The sequence below is a fragment of the Natrinema salifodinae genome (assembly GCF_900110455.1).
Taxonomy (GTDB): Archaea; Halobacteriota; Halobacteria; order Halobacteriales; family Natrialbaceae; genus Natrinema; species Natrinema salifodinae.
In genome coordinates this window covers 1,136,720-1,149,290 of record NZ_FOIS01000001.1, presented here as the reverse complement: position 1 = coordinate 1,149,290, position 12,571 = coordinate 1,136,720, and the positions used below count along the sequence as shown (strand labels likewise).

Below are 12,571 nucleotides of genomic sequence, written 5' to 3'. Positions count from 1 at the left end.
TCTTCCGTGCGCGTGCCGTTGCCGATATGTTCGTCCTGGTGAACCTGAAGACGTATCCGTGCGACCCGATCGAGGTCGCGGAAGCCGTCCGCGACGTCGACGAGACCACCGACGCCCGCCTGGCCGTCGCGCCGGAGGCGACCCACATCGAGCGGGTCGCCGAGACGGGCGCGGAGACGTGGGCCCAGCACGTCGATCCGATCGAGCACGGGAGCAACACCGGCCACGCGCTCGCGGAGTCGGTCGCCGACGCGGGCGCGGTCGGGACGCTGATCAACCACTCCGAGCGGCGGCTGAAGCTGGCCGACATCGACGGGGCCGTCCGCGCGGCCGAGCGGGCGGACCTCGAGACGGTCGTCTGTGCGAACAACCCGGCCCAGATCGGCGCGGCCGCGGCGCTGGGGCCCGACGCCGTCGCCGTCGAGCCGCCGGAACTCATCGGTACCGGCACGCCGGTCAGCCAGGCCGATCCGGACGTCGTCGAGGACGCCGTCGACGCCGCGGCGAACGTCGATGACGAGGTGTCGGTCCTCTGTGGTGCGGGGATCAGCACCGGCGACGACGTCGTCGCCGCGGGCGATCTTGGGGCCGAGGGTGTCCTGCTGGCAAGCGGCGTCGCGAAAGCCGACGATCCGAAGGCGGCGCTCGAAGACCTCGTCGAGCCGCTCTGAACGGCGGGACCCGACCCCGATTCGCGGTTCGGCAAGTCGCCGACCGACTTTTCTCCCCGTCCGTCGAAGTCCCGCGTATGTCCGACGACGGGTCCGGATCCAAGACCGAACCGGGGGACGAGGAGCGAGACCGACCAATAGCCGTTGCGCTCGAGAACCGGCTGATGAGCCACGGGATCTACGTGACGGCGTTCGCGTGGACCGACGAGACGGCCGCGAACGACGAGGCGACCGCGGTGGACGGCGCCGGATTCGAACTCGAGTACGAGACCGTCGCCGAGATACCCGCGGTGACGAGCGACGAGGTCGGCGCCGTCCTACGGACGCTCCTCTCGATCGCCGAGGAGCGCGAGTGGACGCCCGGTCGGCTCGAGGCGATGTCGCTGACGACCGACGGGACGGTCCGCGGGCGCTGGCACGTCGAACGCGAGTGGTTCGACCGACTCGGAGCGGAGCTCTCGGAGGCCGAGTTCTCCGAGCGCGTCCTGAACACGATCCGGGATCGACCAACCGACCGTGACAATCGCTGAATAACTCTCAGAGATAGATTAATAATGGTGCGTCCGACACCTTCGCGTAGACGATTCCATGACCGGAGAACAGGTGTACGTGTCCCACGCGCCGGCTGATCTCGAACTCGTTCAGGACCTGTTCTCGACGGTCAAGAACTTCCCCTTCGGCGTCCACATCGCGCTCGAGGAGATCGAGTCCGGCCGCTCGCGGAAGCGACTCGAGGGGCGGTTAGCCAACAGCGACGTCGTCGTCGCCGTGCTGACCGAGGACGGCGCCGGCAACACGTGGATCGATCAGGAGATCGGGTACGCGGTGGCCAAGGGTATTCCCGTCCTCCCGCTGCGCGACGAGGGCGTCAGTCGCGGCGGGTACGTCGGCGACGTCGAGGGCGTGACGATCGATCGTCGCGATCTCTCGCGGACGATCTTCGACCTGCTATCTCGATTACGTGGCGAACTCGCGCCGCTGGGCGCGCTGTCGGTGCCGAACTGGTACATCCGGTTCCCGTGTACGATCCCCGACTGCGGCCATCCGGTCACGCTCGAACTCGACCACGGACAGCCGAAGCTCTGGAAGCTCCACGCGCACGGGAAACACCTGACGACGTCGTGCGAGCGCTGCGAATCGACTTACTACTTCAACCCGGCGACGATCGGCTTCAGGGGACGCGCGGACGGAAACGAAAATGGAACTGACCGTCAGCCCCCGTCTCGGAGCCGCTCGTAGGCGTCTTTGACGAGCTTGAACGCCGATTGGCTGCCGCTTTTCCTGTCGGGATGGGCCCGTTTGACCTGCTCGTGAAACGCCTCGCGGAGGTCCGCGTCCGTCGCGTCGGCGTCGATGCCGAGTATCTCGCGGGCCTTGGACTCGCGCATCTCGACGTCGGCGACGATGCCACGGTCGTCGGCGTCGGCCTTGCAGTCGGGACACAGCCGCTCGGTACGCTCGTCGATCGTCGTGATGCGAAACAGTTCGGCGCCCGTCCACTCGCGACACTGGCTACAGAGGTTTCGATCCGCTCCTGTACCGTCGCCGGATCCGCGGTCGGATTCGGTCGTCGAGGCGGAGTCACCGGGCTCGTCGCCGCCGTCGCCGTCGATATTCGAGGCGTCGGCGTCGGCCCCGGGCGCTTCGGCCGCACACGTCCGACAGCAGGTCAAGACGGTGCCGTCGTCGAGCACGATGTCCTCGAGTTCCGTCTCCAGATACGTGCCGTTACAGCCGTCACATGCGGCCCGACACTGATCGAGGGAGCCGTCCGTTCGCGCGACCGACCTGGCGTGGGGCTCGCAATCCGGACAGCAGACGAATTGCTCGCCGTCCGGCATCGTCACTATCGTCAACTCCTCGAGCGTGACCGTGCGGCCGCACCCGTCACAGCCGGCCCGTCGTTCGCCGACCACAGCCATCACCCGGCCGATTCGGGTTCGTCCCATATTAGTCCTTCTGCTGACAGTCAGGCCGTCCGATCGGTTCGATCCGAACGGGGCGGCCGGTCAGGCAGAGCGCGATAGCTCGCTCGGTCGTAGGATCCCCTTACCGACGCGCGAAAATCGGGTCTCGGCGCGACCGGCGCTGAACGGAATCGATAACAAAGTAGTCCGGTCCCGACGACTCGTCCGTGCGAGGTTCCCCTCGCACGGAGACGCGCAGTCCGTTGGACGGCGCTCGGCGGTTCGCCGCCGAGTTCCTCCTCTCCTGTCAGGATTCCGGTTCGGGCCTTCGGTCCGAACCGGGAGACCGATAGTCCAGTAGTTCCGAGTCTCGCGTATGGATACGGCAGTACAGTCCGAAACCCGCGACACCACGAGCGATCGCGAACGGATCGCTACCGGCGTGCTCGACGTCGTACTCGTCGCCGGTCTGGTCCTCGTCGGCCGCGTGTCCCACGGCGACAGTCCGATCGCCGAACCGATCGCCTCGCTCGAAACGATTGCCCCGTTCGTGCTCAGTTGGCTCGCGATCGCCGCGCTCGCGGGGGTTTACACGCGCGACCGTCCCGCGGTCGGCCAGGGGCTCCGCCTGGTCACCGTGAGCTGGATCGCGGCGGCGAATGTCGGCCTCATGCTCCGGGCCTCGTCCCTGTTCGAGGGGAGCGCGACCTGGCCGTTCCCGCTCGTGATCACCGGCACTGGCTTGGTCGCCCTGCTGGGGTGGCGGGTCTTGGCCGTCCTCGCCGGTCGAGTCGCGAACTGAGTCGGTCCCGATCGTCGCGACGCTTGCGGACCCGCTGATCCGACATGGACCGCCGTGGTGTGTCACGGCTGATCCGGTCGTCCTCGATGCCCGTTCTCGCGTCTGTTCGGGTTCGCACGACACCGTTTTTCCGTCTTCCTCCTGCGATAATTTACCCTACTATCTCGCTAAACGACGCCTTCGATTATACTATTCGATTCTGATATGTTTGCCGCTGGCGAGGACGATCGCGGTCCACTTCCAGTCCGCTCGAAACCGAATAATTGGCTCATAACTTATGAGGATCCCATTCGGTGAATTCATATTTGAAACGTATCTACCATGGGGCGATTATGGGAAACACTTATATACCTGTTCGTCATACTATAGAATAGATTATGACTGGATATTACGACATTGTTCTTGGCCTCATCCCAGTCGCACTGCTCGGTATCACCGCTGCCCTCACGCTCGTCGGCATGTCACTGACGGCCGCGGTACCATTCGGTTCGCTGGTCGCGATGGCGATCATCGGCCACGCGATGTTCGTCAACACGCCGGCGGATGTCTCCGACGAGGCCAAGTCCGCACGTCCCCCGCTCAACGCGGATTAATCCAGTCACCTCTTCGCTTCCTCTCGTTTCCTCTGCCCGCTTCCGCGTTCGATTCCGTTCAGCTCCGATCCGTCCCCTTCCGTTCGCTTACCCTTCCGGTTTCGGTCCCTTTTCCTCGCTTCGAGCCGTGTCCTCGCCCATGACCGAGACGCTGTTTCTGACCAGCGACGACATCGCCGACCTGGCGACCCCGTCCGCGTACGTCGACGCCGTCCGCGAGGGGTACCGTCAGCGCGGCGAGGGCGCGCCCGCACAGCCGCGCTCGAAGTTCTTCCGCGCCGACCCTGAGGGGATGCTCACCAGCTACGCCGCCGTCCTCCCCGACACCGGCGCGATGGGCGGGTACATGTACAGCGCCGGCTTCGGCGCCGGCGACGCCTGGTTCATGTCGCCGCTGTTCGACGCCGACAGCGGCGCGCCGCTGGCCCTGCTCGACGGCGCGAGCATGAACCCCTTCAAGACCGGCGCAGCGGGCGCCGTCGCCGTCGACGAACTCGCGCGCGACGACGCCGACGTCCTCGCGGTGATCGGCAGCGGCGCGCAGGCGCGGGGCCAGGTCCGCGCGACCGCGACGGTCCGAGACTTCACCGAGGTCCGCGTCTACTCGCCGACGCCCGAGAACCGCGAGGCCTTTGCCGCCGACTTCGACGACGACCTCGACGCCGCGGTCCGCGCGGTCGACTCGAGCCGGGATGCCGTAAGCGGCGCGGACGTCGTGATCACGGCGACGAAGGCCGGTGACCCGGTCGTCGACGGCGACGACATCGAACCCGGGACGCACGTCACCGCGATGGGCCAGTACTCGCCCGATAAGCGCGAACTGGATACGGCGACGATCGAGAAAGCGACTTACGTTCCCGACCTGCGGGACCGCGCGACCTTCGACTCGGGCGAATTCATGCAGGCCGTCCAGGAGGGTGCCGTGACCGAGGGCAACATCCACGCGGAGCTGGGCGAGATCGTCGCCGGGATCGAACCAGGGCGGACGAACGACGACGAGATCACGGTCTTCGACAGCGGCGGGACCGGCATCGAGACGGTCGCGGCAGCGCACATGCTCTACGAGCGCGCGGTCGAGGCGGACGTCGGGACGACGATCGAGTTCGCGCCGGCGAGCGAGGCGCTGACGGGCGACTAAACGAATCGATCGTCCCCTTCGGGACCGCCATCACGGGAACTATCGCGAGGATCGACTCAAAGAGACGTTTTAGCTTGGGGCACAGTTACTTTTACACACATATTCGGACCTACTCGATGCAACGACGATCGTACATGGCCGGTTTCACTGGATTCCTCGGCGTCGGACTCGCCGAAGGGACGCCGCTCACTGGTCGTTCGACCACCAGTACGGATCCGCAAGACGAATCTGAACGTCCCGACGATCCTCCGATCCCCGAGCGGTCGACGACGCCGTCGTCCCGCGCGCTTCGAAACGGCTCGTTCGAATCGTACCTCGATGGATGGTCCGTCGGAACGGACCTCCCGTCGGAGCCGGGCGAATCGACGGATCCGGTCGAGCATTCCGTCTCGATAACGTCCGAACGGGCGTCGGACGGTGACCACTCGCTGGCGCTGTACATCGACGGAATCGCCGACGACGGAACGATCTGGGTCGAACAGCCGGTGAACGTCAGCCGGGTACGGACGGTGACCGTCGACGTCTACAGTCAGCAGGAATCGTACAACCGGATGTCGCAGGTCGCGTTCTTCGCCGGGAAGAAACCGCGCGGCGGACTCGCGGAGAGCGACTTCAACCGCGAAAAAGACATCGAAGACCATTCCGGGTGGAAAACCTACTCGTACTCGGTAGACGATCTCAGCGGAACGGTAACGCTCGCCGTCGGCATGAACGTCGTCTGGGAAACGGGCATTCGCCGGTACTTCGACGACGTTCGACTCGTCACCGAGTAAGGGTCACCCGGACGCCTCGAACTCGGTCGTTCGGCGTTCCGTAACTCCGTTTGTCGACGCGAGCGCGAACCAGCTACTCGCCCGCCGGTCGGACCTTGAACCCGTAGCGGGTGACGCCCTCCTGCGTGTAGACGCGGCGGATCGTCGTCTCGATCCGGTCGCCGACCGCGAAGTCGTCGGGAGCCGCGCCGGTGCCCATCGCGGGGGCGCTGACGGTTTCCGTCCCGTCGTCGGTCTCGAGCGCGACGATCGCGGCCGCGTAGTCGCCCGAGCGGGCCTGCTGTTCGGCGAACTCCGGCGGCGCACCGCCCTGGGAGATCGTCGTCACGGCCTCGATCGTCCCGGTGCCGGCGAGTTCGACGGGCTCGTACTCGGCGAGCGCACCACAGTTCGCACAGGCCCCCTCCGGTGGGAACGAGAGCGCGCCACACTCCGCACAGCGGCCGGCCTCGAGCCGGTACCGCTGCGGGAGCGAGCGTCGCCAGGCGGGGACGCTGACGTACGCGCCGCCGCCCGAGGGCGGACCCGTCGTCACGACGCCGCGCTGGCGGAGGTACTCGGCGTACGAGAGCGGATCGTGGCCCTCGAGCGCGGTGTTCGTCGGTACGTCGCCGTCGGCTTCGACGACGAGCGCGTCCGCACCCGCGCCGCTGCCGTGGGAGACCGCGAGGACGGTTCCGTAGCCGTCCTCCAGCGCCGTCGCGAGCGAGACGGGAACGCTGGCGGCTCCGAGATCACCGAGGTCGTGGACCGTCGCGGCGGCCCGAATCTCGTCGGTTCCGACGCCGGCCGCGCCCGCGGCGCGGTAGGGCAGCTTCCCGTCGGGGGCCTGGATCGCCGCGGCGTCGGGCTCGGGCTCGATCTCGAGTCCGGCGACCGCGCCGCCGATCGTCTCGGTGAACGCCTGGCGGTCGTACTGCGTGACGCCGAGTCCCTGCGTCGCCTCGTCGCCGGTGGTACGGAATCGCGTTCCGGGATACGGGGCGGCGTACTCCGCGCGGTCGACGATCGCGGCCGGGCCGTCGCGCTCGAGGACGAACGCTGCGGCCCCGGCGCCGGCGGCGTGGTCGACGCCGTCGTCCGGATCGCCTCTCGGCGCGTCGGCGGCGACCACGAGGGCGGTCCCGGCGTCGACTGCGAGCGCATCCGCGCCGGCCCACAGCGCCCGGGTTCCGGCGCGCGTGCTGCCGACGAACAGCTGTCGGGTCGCCGACTCGGAGACGGCGAGCATCGCTCCCAGGCGGGCCGTGAGATCCTCCTCGGCTTCCGGCGGTCGCGAGGAGGCGAAGCCGAGCCAGTCGACCGTGCCGGGGTCGACGTCGGCGGCCGCGAGCGCCCGCCTGGCGGCCTCGACGGCCATCGTCAGCGCGTCCTCGTCGGCCGCGGGGACGGCCTTCTCGGTCACGCCGGCGGCCTGGAACTGACCCCAGGCTTCTTCGAACGCCTCGGCGGTGATGCGGAACCGCGGCGCGTACGCGCCGACGCCGGTGATCGCGGCCGTCATTACGCGCTCACCTCCGATTCCTTCTCTCGCGGACCACGTCCGCTCGAATTCCTCGAGGAGCGTGGCTCCTCGCGCTCAAAGACGTGAACCACGGCCGCACCGCCGCTGCCGCCGACGTTGTGCGTCAGGCCGCGGGTCGGGCGCTCGACCTGGCGCTCGCCGGCGGTCCCCGAGAGCTGCTTGAACACCTCGACGACCTGGCCGGCGCCGGTCGCGCCGATGGGGTGGCCCTTGGACTTGAGCCCGCCGGAGGTGTTGACCGGGAGGTCGCCGCCGAGTTCGGTCGCGCCGGACTCGATCAGCCGGCCGGCCTCGCCCTCCTCGCAGAAGCCCAGATCCTCGTAGGCCAGCAATTCGGCGATGGCGAAGCAGTCGTGGACCTCGGCGAAGTCCAGTTCGTCCGGGCCGACGCCGGCCATCTCGTAGGCCGACTCGGCGGCCCGCCGGCTCGCGGGGATGCCGGTGTACGTATCGCGCTGGAAGAGCCCGACGTCGTCGCTGCCGGCGCCGACGCCCGCGACCCGGATCGGGTCATCCGTGTACTCCTCGACCACGTCCTCGCTGACGATCAGGGCGCAGGCCGCGCCGTCGGAGGTCGGACAGCAGTGATAGAGGTTGAGCGGGTCCGCGACGACCGGCGCGGACTGGGCGTCCTCGAGCGAGCACTCGAAGCCCAGCTGCGCGTGGGGGTTCTTCGCGCCGTTCGCGTGGTTCTTGACGGCAACGCGCGAGAGCTGTTCCCGCGTGGTGCCGTACCGCTCCATGTGGACGCTGGCCATCTGGGCATAGACGCCGGAGAACGTGGTTCCCGAGAGCCGCTCCCACTCGGTCTCCCCGGAGACCCCGAGCCAGTACTTCGTCGCGTCCGAACTCGTGTCGGACATGACTTCGAAGCCGCCCGCGAGGACCACGTCGGCCATCCCCGACTTGATCGCCTGGACGGCCTGGCGGACGGCGAAGCCGCTGGCCGCGCAGGCGTTCTCGACTCGGGTGGTCGGCACGCCGTCGAGGCCGACGTGTTCGGTCACCGCGGGCCCGGAGAGGCCGAGCTGTCGCCCGCCGACCCCGAGCGTGCCGACGAACGCTTCGTCGACGTCGCCCGCGTCGAGTCCCTTCGGAACGCTATCCGTCGCCGCGTCGAACGCCGTCCGGAACAGCGACCGGTAGCTCTCCTCGGGGAACGCCCCGTAGTCCGACTGTCCCGCGCCAACGAGGTACGCGTCTCGCATACCCGCCGTTGCGGCGTCCGATGTGAAATAAGTGCCCGGTTGCTCACGGTCGTTCACCAAGGACTCCATTCGCGGGCGTCGCACGCTCGGTCCGTTCCCGCCGAGATTCGAGTTCGTGAGAGGCGACGCGGGATTCAAGCGTCTCGTCGTCGTATTGGTACTATGTCCCGCGCGGACGAGCTCGCGTCCGTCCTCGAGTCGGCGGACTCCCTGGCGATCGTCTGCCACGACAATCCCGATCCGGATTGTCTCGCCAGCGCGATCGCCCTCGAAGCGATCGCCGTCGACCACGACGTCGACGACGTGGCGATCGCCTACGGCGGCGAGATCTCCCACCAGCAAAACCGCGCGTTCGTCAACCTACTCGACATCAGCCTCCGGACGATTTCCGAGACCGACCTCGGGGCCTACGACAGCGTGAGCTTCGTCGACCACACCAGGCCAGGCGCGAACACCGAGGTTCCGGTCGCCGTCGCGCCCGACATCGTCGTCGATCACCACCCCGGCGACTCGTCCGGGGCGACGTTCGAGGACGTTCGCAGCGACTACGGCGCGACGGCGACGATCTTCGTCGAGTACCTCCACGACCTCGAGGTCGATCTGACGCCGCGACTCGCCTCCGCGCTGCTGTTCGCGCTCCACCGGGAGCGACTGGACTTCGTCAGGGAACCGACGCGGCGCGAGTACGAGGCCGCGCTCGCGGTCTATCCGGACGCGGACCTGGAGACCCTCGAACAGCTGTACGGCACCGCGTTCACGCCGGGGACGCTCGACGCGATCGGACGGGCGATCGCCAGCCGGGAGCGCCGGGGTTCGTCGCTGGTCGCGAGTGTCGGCAAGACGACGGAGACGGACGCGCTCCCGCAGGCGGCGGACTACCTGCTCAACCTCGAGGGGGTGAACACGGTACTGGTATACGGCATCGTCGACGGCGCGATCCGGCTGAGCGGGCGCTCGATCGATCCGCGGGTCCACATGGGCGAGACGCTGAAGGACGCGTTCGACGAACTCGGCGCGGTCGGCGGCCACCACGACATGGCCGGCGGCCGGATCGAACTCGGACTGTTCGCGGACGAGGGCGACGACGCGGACGAACTGCTCGACTTCGTCGGAGACCGGCTCACGCGGCGATTCTTCGACTCGTTACATCTCGACGATTGATATTGGCCCGGAACGGGGACGGGAGTGGAAGCGGAAAACGGGTGCGACGAGCTCAGCCGATGTCGATCGAGCGCGCCTCGTCGCTCGGCTCTTGCTTCGGTAGTCGGACCGTCAGGATGCCGTTGTTGACGCTGGCCTGGACCGCCTCGTCGTCGACCGGTTCGGGCAGACGGAGCTGGCGGCTGAACGACTTGGTCGTCCGCTCGCGCCGGATGTAGTTCTCGTCCTCACCGCCGACCTCGCGGTCGCGCTCTCGCTCGCCCGAGACGGCCAGGCGCCGGCCGACGAGTCGCAACTCGAGGTCCTCGCTCTCGTACCCCGGTACGTCGACAGTGACGACGAACTCGTCGCCCTCGTCGGCTAAGTCGATGCTCGTCGCGGAGCCGCCCATCGAGAGATCGAGTTGACTCCGGTTGTCGACCTGCGACTCCCACGACTGGGCGGCCGTCTCGATCTGGCGGTTCAGTCGGTCGAACAGTTCGTCGAGCCCGTCGAACGGGTTTGGTCGATTCGACATGGTATCACCTATCGCATGTAGGGCAGCGACGGCGAAAAAGGCCACCCTCAATCGGGGAGACGATCGCTCCGGACGACATGTTAGCGCGGGGAATTGCGGCAGAACCGAGGGGAGGGCAGGTCGTTTTTACGCTCCCGCACCTACGAACGCGTATGACGCAAGCACTGTTCGTCGTCAGCGAGGAAGGGTACTGGGGAGAAGAATGCGTCGAGCCGCTCGAGACGCTCTCGGACGCGGGCGTCGAGGTCACGGTCGCGACGCCATCGGGGAGCCCGCCCGTCGTCGACGAGCGGTCGGTCGATCCCGACGAGGTCGGCGAGGAGACCGCCGAGCGCATCCGCGAGGTCCACGAGAACGACGAGCGACTGAACGATCCGATCCCGGTTGCACAGGCCAACGCCGACGGCTACGACGCCGTCGTCTTCCCCGGCGGTCACGGCACCGCGTGGGACATCAATCAGGACAAACACGCCCGCGAGCTCCTGCGTGACATCGTCGAAGGCGACGGGAAAGCGCTCGTGGTCTGTCACGCCGTTGGCCTGCTCGGGTTCGCCCGCGACAGCCAGGGCGCGTTCATCGTCAACGACCGCAACGTAACCGGCTTCCCCAACGAGTGGGAGGAGGGCATCGTCGACGAGCAGGACCGAATGCCAGACGGCCGCAAGCTGCCCTACTGGGTCGAAGACGAAGTGAAGGCGGCCGGCGGCAACTGGGACGCCGAACTCGATCAGGACGCGAGCGTCACCGTCGACGGCGACCTCATCACCGCCCGCGGCCCCGGATCCTCGAGCGCCGCGGCCGAGACGCTGCTCGAGGAACTCGGCATCGAACTCGAAGCCTAAGTCGGTCTCCGGCGCCGGGAGTTCGCGGTCCGCGTCTCGATATTCGTCGTTTCCGGTTCGTCCGAGCGGATCTCCGTTTTCGTTCGCGCCGCGCCGAGCGTAACCGGTGGCGGACGCTGCTCCGGCATTCGGCGCGCTCGAGGGCCGCGTTACGCAATTCGACTGTCGATCATCGGACGATCGTTCGAAACGGCGTGACCCGCCTGGTCCTCGGACCGAGCCAGTTATCTCCGTCAACGCCTGAACACATTCGTGGGCCCCGCTCGATCGAATTCGTCCGAACAGACCGGCTCGTTGCAGAGTCGCAGCTATCGCATCACCGTCGACGACGGTCGCGAGTCGTTTTTCGCGCTCAGTATCGAGGACGTCACCTGTGACGACGCGTGGGTCATGTCGGACACCGTGGTCGCGCTCGAGAACATGCGATAGTCGGCTTCGGAAACCGCGACGGCCAACCCAGGGCCGCGGCAACCGCCGCTCGGGCGGCTGATCCGGAAACCGGTCCGCACTCCCGTCTTGCCGTGAATCAGTCCCTTTTTACGCGGCGGCGGGGAATCACCGACTATGAGCTTCGAGGAAGACGATCGCGTCGTCCTGCACGACGAGCACAGCGAGTTCGACGGCGAGACCGGCACCGTCTCCCAGACGATGGAATCGATGTTCGGCGACGTCACCTACACCGTCAGCTTCGAGGACGGCCAGGAGGCCGGCGTCCCCGAGGACGCCCTCGAGGCAGCCGACGACGCCGACGCCGACGCCGACGAAGAGTAACACCGTTCGCGGGTCGGTTGCGCCGTTCGCGACCCGTTCGTCGCGTCACCGCTCACGGCGAACCGCGCCCCGCAGACCGCATCGGAACCCGAGCCGAACCGGATTCGAAATCGGAATTCGACTGCAGATGCCACAAATCCCGCTTCACTACGTCGATTTACGGACGTTCTGCTACGCCACCGAGGACGAAAAGCGCGTCGAGGAAGCGCTTCGAACCTTCCTCCCCGACCGCGACGACGAAGACGACCCGTTCGAGATCGAGCGCGTCGAGAGCGAGGGCCACTACGGCGACCGTATCCTCGTCCTCTCGGCCCGCGTCGAGAACGCCGACGACGTCCGCCACGTCCTCTCCCGCCTGGCCGACCTCGAGTCGTTCGAAAACTTGATCGACGAACTCGACGAGCGGGTCACCGAGAACACCGAACTCTTCCTGCGCCTGGACAAGCAGGCCGCCTTCCAGGGGGAGGTTCGTCTCGGTGACGGCATCACCTTCCGCGGGAAGGTCGAAGCCTATCCGGCGAAGAAAGCCCAAGCGGTCGAGAACGCGCGGGAGGTCCTCGAGCGACTCCGCGACAGGGACTGACCGGATCGAGGCGATCCGCAGCCGGTAACTCGTCCGGTTTGACGGGCCCGGTTCCGATCCGATTTTCGACGACGAGCGGA

16 protein-coding genes are annotated in these 12,571 nt (G+C 67.4%); 12 read left to right on the top strand and 4 right to left on the bottom strand.

Annotation, left to right across the window (positions count from 1 at the left end; translation table 11 throughout):
• Positions 1 to 26 precede the first annotated feature (26 nt).
• The 3 genes from tpiA (at position 27) to BMY29_RS05315 (ending at position 1,910) form a co-directional block, all read left to right on the top strand.
• Positions 27 to 671: a triose-phosphate isomerase gene (gene tpiA / locus BMY29_RS05325; protein WP_049990428.1), complete on the top strand. Its 645-nt coding sequence runs from the start codon at positions 27 to 29 to the stop codon at positions 669 to 671.
• A gap of 77 nt (positions 672 to 748) precedes the next feature.
• Positions 749 to 1,201 (top strand): DUF8159 domain-containing protein, encoded by a 453-nt coding sequence (locus BMY29_RS05320; protein ID WP_049990429.1) that lies wholly within the window; start codon positions 749 to 751, stop codon positions 1,199 to 1,201.
• 58 nt (positions 1,202 to 1,259) lie between these two features.
• Complete coding sequence (locus tag BMY29_RS05315; RefSeq protein WP_049990430.1) at positions 1,260 to 1,910, top strand: toll/interleukin-1 receptor domain-containing protein; 651 nt, start codon at positions 1,260 to 1,262, stop codon at positions 1,908 to 1,910.
• Here the strand turns inward: BMY29_RS05315 and BMY29_RS05310 are convergent.
• Positions 1,883 to 2,593 (bottom strand): J domain-containing protein, encoded by a 711-nt coding sequence (locus tag BMY29_RS05310; RefSeq protein ID WP_049990493.1) that lies wholly within the window; start codon positions 2,591 to 2,593, stop codon positions 1,883 to 1,885. The two genes, BMY29_RS05315 and BMY29_RS05310, sit on opposite strands and share 28 nt — an antisense overlap.
• Positions 2,594 to 2,954: 361 nt before the next feature.
• On the opposite strand from BMY29_RS05310, the gene BMY29_RS05305 reads away from it, so the two are divergent.
• From BMY29_RS05305 to BMY29_RS21405, 4 genes are all read left to right on the top strand, one after another.
• Entirely contained in the window at positions 2,955 to 3,380 is a 426-nt protein-coding gene (locus BMY29_RS05305) for a DUF3054 domain-containing protein (protein ID WP_049990431.1), read from the top strand.
• Positions 3,381 to 3,757: 377 nt separating this feature from the next.
• Positions 3,758 to 3,973 carry a DUF8015 family protein gene (locus tag BMY29_RS05300; protein WP_049990432.1) on the top strand — a complete coding sequence of 72 codons (216 nt, stop codon included), beginning with the start codon at positions 3,758 to 3,760 and terminating at the stop codon, positions 3,971 to 3,973.
• A gap of 139 nt (positions 3,974 to 4,112) precedes the next feature.
• Positions 4,113 to 5,111, top strand: coding sequence for an ornithine cyclodeaminase family protein (locus tag BMY29_RS05295; protein WP_049990433.1), 999 nt, complete (start codon positions 4,113 to 4,115; stop codon positions 5,109 to 5,111).
• Between the two features lie 116 nt (positions 5,112 to 5,227).
• The gene (locus BMY29_RS21405) at positions 5,228 to 5,884 is read left to right on the top strand and encodes a hypothetical protein (RefSeq protein ID WP_241471290.1); all 657 of its coding nucleotides are present in this window, start codon (positions 5,228 to 5,230) and stop codon (positions 5,882 to 5,884) included.
• A 73-nt stretch (positions 5,885 to 5,957) separates the two neighbouring features.
• Here BMY29_RS21405 and BMY29_RS05285 read toward each other — a convergent pair whose 3' ends face one another.
• Both BMY29_RS05285 and BMY29_RS05280 read right to left on the bottom strand, forming a co-directional pair.
• Complete coding sequence (locus BMY29_RS05285) at positions 5,958 to 7,388, bottom strand: zinc ribbon domain-containing protein (protein WP_049990434.1); 1,431 nt, start codon at positions 7,386 to 7,388, stop codon at positions 5,958 to 5,960.
• On the bottom strand, positions 7,388 to 8,617 hold the full coding sequence (locus BMY29_RS05280; RefSeq protein WP_049990435.1) for a thiolase domain-containing protein: 1,230 nt from the start codon (positions 8,615 to 8,617) through the stop codon (positions 7,388 to 7,390). The genes BMY29_RS05285 and BMY29_RS05280 overlap by 1 nt, the downstream gene beginning before the upstream one ends.
• A 162-nt stretch (positions 8,618 to 8,779) precedes the next feature.
• Here BMY29_RS05280 and BMY29_RS05275 point away from each other — a divergent pair, with 162 nt between their 5' ends.
• Positions 8,780 to 9,778, top strand: coding sequence for a DHH family phosphoesterase (locus BMY29_RS05275; RefSeq protein WP_049990436.1), 999 nt, complete (start codon positions 8,780 to 8,782; stop codon positions 9,776 to 9,778).
• 52 nt (positions 9,779 to 9,830) lie between these two features.
• On the opposite strand, the gene BMY29_RS05270 is transcribed toward BMY29_RS05275, so the two are convergent.
• A complete protein-coding gene (locus BMY29_RS05270) occupies positions 9,831 to 10,295 on the bottom strand; it encodes an Hsp20/alpha crystallin family protein (RefSeq protein ID WP_049990437.1) in 465 nt (154 codons plus the stop codon).
• A 152-nt stretch (positions 10,296 to 10,447) separates the two neighbouring features.
• On the opposite strand from BMY29_RS05270, the gene BMY29_RS05265 reads away from it, so the two are divergent.
• From BMY29_RS05265 to BMY29_RS05255, 4 genes are all read left to right on the top strand, one after another.
• Positions 10,448 to 11,137 (top strand): type 1 glutamine amidotransferase domain-containing protein, encoded by a 690-nt coding sequence (locus tag BMY29_RS05265; RefSeq protein ID WP_049990438.1) that lies wholly within the window; start codon positions 10,448 to 10,450, stop codon positions 11,135 to 11,137.
• 252 nt (positions 11,138 to 11,389) lie between these two features.
• Positions 11,390 to 11,566, top strand: coding sequence for a hypothetical protein (locus BMY29_RS20945; protein ID WP_173424910.1), 177 nt, complete (start codon positions 11,390 to 11,392; stop codon positions 11,564 to 11,566).
• Positions 11,567 to 11,701: 135 nt separating this feature from the next.
• Positions 11,702 to 11,908 carry a hypothetical protein gene (locus tag BMY29_RS05260; protein WP_049990439.1) on the top strand — a complete coding sequence of 69 codons (207 nt, stop codon included), beginning with the start codon at positions 11,702 to 11,704 and terminating at the stop codon, positions 11,906 to 11,908.
• Positions 11,909 to 12,035: 127 nt separating this feature from the next.
• Positions 12,036 to 12,491 (top strand): RNA-binding protein, encoded by a 456-nt coding sequence (locus BMY29_RS05255; protein WP_049990440.1) that lies wholly within the window; start codon positions 12,036 to 12,038, stop codon positions 12,489 to 12,491.
• The last annotated feature ends 80 nt before the right edge of the window (positions 12,492 to 12,571 follow it).

Excerpts from the sequence above, each read along its gene's own strand:
- tpiA (WP_049990428.1), top strand. The coding sequence starts at position 27 with ATGTTCGTCCTGGTGAACCTGAAGACGTATCCGTGCGACCCGATCGAG.
- BMY29_RS05320 (WP_049990429.1), top strand. The coding sequence starts at position 749 with ATGTCCGACGACGGGTCCGGATCCAAGACCGAACCGGGGGACGAGGAG.
- BMY29_RS05315 (WP_049990430.1), top strand. The coding sequence starts at position 1,260 with ATGACCGGAGAACAGGTGTACGTGTCCCACGCGCCGGCTGATCTCGAA.
- BMY29_RS05310 (WP_049990493.1), bottom strand. The coding sequence starts at position 2,593 with ATGGCTGTGGTCGGCGAACGACGGGCCGGCTGTGACGGGTGCGGCCGC.
- BMY29_RS05305 (WP_049990431.1), top strand. The coding sequence starts at position 2,955 with ATGGATACGGCAGTACAGTCCGAAACCCGCGACACCACGAGCGATCGC.
- BMY29_RS05300 (WP_049990432.1), top strand. The coding sequence starts at position 3,758 with ATGACTGGATATTACGACATTGTTCTTGGCCTCATCCCAGTCGCACTG.
- BMY29_RS05295 (WP_049990433.1), top strand. The coding sequence starts at position 4,113 with ATGACCGAGACGCTGTTTCTGACCAGCGACGACATCGCCGACCTGGCG.
- BMY29_RS21405 (WP_241471290.1), top strand. The coding sequence starts at position 5,228 with ATGCAACGACGATCGTACATGGCCGGTTTCACTGGATTCCTCGGCGTC.
- BMY29_RS05285 (WP_049990434.1), bottom strand. The coding sequence starts at position 7,388 with ATGACGGCCGCGATCACCGGCGTCGGCGCGTACGCGCCGCGGTTCCGC.
- BMY29_RS05280 (WP_049990435.1), bottom strand. The coding sequence starts at position 8,617 with ATGCGAGACGCGTACCTCGTTGGCGCGGGACAGTCGGACTACGGGGCG.
- BMY29_RS05275 (WP_049990436.1), top strand. The coding sequence starts at position 8,780 with ATGTCCCGCGCGGACGAGCTCGCGTCCGTCCTCGAGTCGGCGGACTCC.
- BMY29_RS05270 (WP_049990437.1), bottom strand. The coding sequence starts at position 10,295 with ATGTCGAATCGACCAAACCCGTTCGACGGGCTCGACGAACTGTTCGAC.
- BMY29_RS05265 (WP_049990438.1), top strand. The coding sequence starts at position 10,448 with ATGACGCAAGCACTGTTCGTCGTCAGCGAGGAAGGGTACTGGGGAGAA.
- BMY29_RS05260 (WP_049990439.1), top strand. The coding sequence starts at position 11,702 with ATGAGCTTCGAGGAAGACGATCGCGTCGTCCTGCACGACGAGCACAGC.
- BMY29_RS05255 (WP_049990440.1), top strand. The coding sequence starts at position 12,036 with ATGCCACAAATCCCGCTTCACTACGTCGATTTACGGACGTTCTGCTAC.